Below are 1,253 nucleotides of genomic sequence, written 5' to 3'. Positions count from 1 at the left end.
CCCGGGGAGGTCTTACAAGGGTTCCCGACAAGAGAGATGGAATATCTCACAGGAACAAGTCTGCCAGTGATGATAGGCTGAATTGTAAGAAGTCAGCAGAGGTCATAGTAGTTTCTACGAAACGAAGGACCGAACAATAACAATCTTGAAGAATTACGGAGGTGATAGCAGTGCAAAGACCACAGAAAACATGTCAAGATGGCTGTTTGCAAAGGGATAAGTTGGAAACTGAAGAGTATGCAAGAGCGTGTAGCACTGTTGTTAAAGAAGTAGGGCGACAAGATGGTATCGATTTAATTGATAAAGTAATTGATAGTAACAACCTTTACAGAGCATGTAAAAAGGTTAAAGCCAACAAAGGTGCACCTGGAATAGATGGAATGACAGTGGATGAACTCTTTGGTCACGTCAGTAAATACCTACACCATCTTAAAAGGAAATTAAAGGATGGCTCGTATGAGCCCCTACCTGTTAAACGGGTTGAAATTCCCAAGACAGATGGTACTAAACGAAAATTAGGTATTCCTTGTGTCAGAGATCGAATGGTGCAACAAGCAATCTACCAAATAATTGGTGGAATAATTGACCCGAAATTCTCTGACTCAAGTTTTGGCTTTCGTCCAAATAGAAATCAACATCAAGCCATAAAGAAATCTATCAAATATTATGAACAAGGTTACAAAGTGGTAGTAGACTGTGATCTGAAAAGCTACTTTGACACCATAAACCATCAAAAGCTAATGGAATATCTTAAAGTATTTATCAAAGATAAAATTATATTAAAGCTAATTTGGAAATTCCTTAAAAGTGGAATTTTAGAGGACGGCCTTACCAAACCAACAGAATCTGGGGCGCCGCAAGGTGGTGTTTTTTCACCAATTCTTAGTAATGTTTATTTAAATCAGTTAGATATTGAACTGGAGAAAAGAGGGCACAAATTCGTTCGCTTTGCGGACGATTTCTGTATCTACGTTAAAAGTAAACGAGCTGGTGAGCGTGTTCTTGATAGCATTACAAAGTTTTTGGAGAAGGAACTGAAGCTGACAGTTAATAAAACTAAAAGTAAGGTAGGGTCTCCGACCAAACTAAAATTTCTTGGTTTCTGTATTCATAGTACGGCTAAAGGGGTAGGTTGTAGACCTCATATTTCCGCCAAGAAAAGATTCAAAGACAAAATTAAATATAAGACTAGACGAAACAGGACTGGAAGTTTTGATGATATTGCAAGAGAAATCAACCAAGTGACAGTTGGG

1 protein-coding gene is annotated in these 1,253 nt (G+C 38.2%); it reads left to right on the top strand.

Annotation, left to right across the window (positions count from 1 at the left end; genetic code table 11):
• Window positions 1-170 precede the first annotated feature (170 nt).
• Window positions 171-1,253, top strand: a 1,083-nt coding sequence (ltrA, locus tag CD29_RS19255) for a group II intron reverse transcriptase/maturase (protein WP_036190707.1), incomplete at its 3' end; no start/stop codon positions are given.

Origin of the sequence: Ureibacillus manganicus DSM 26584 (assembly GCF_000772945.1) — a bacterium.
GTDB classification, from domain to species: domain Bacteria; phylum Bacillota; class Bacilli; order Bacillales_A; family Planococcaceae; genus Ureibacillus; species Ureibacillus manganicus.
Note: the sequence above shows the minus strand (reverse complement) of the source record. Positions and strands in the feature narration are given on the sequence as shown.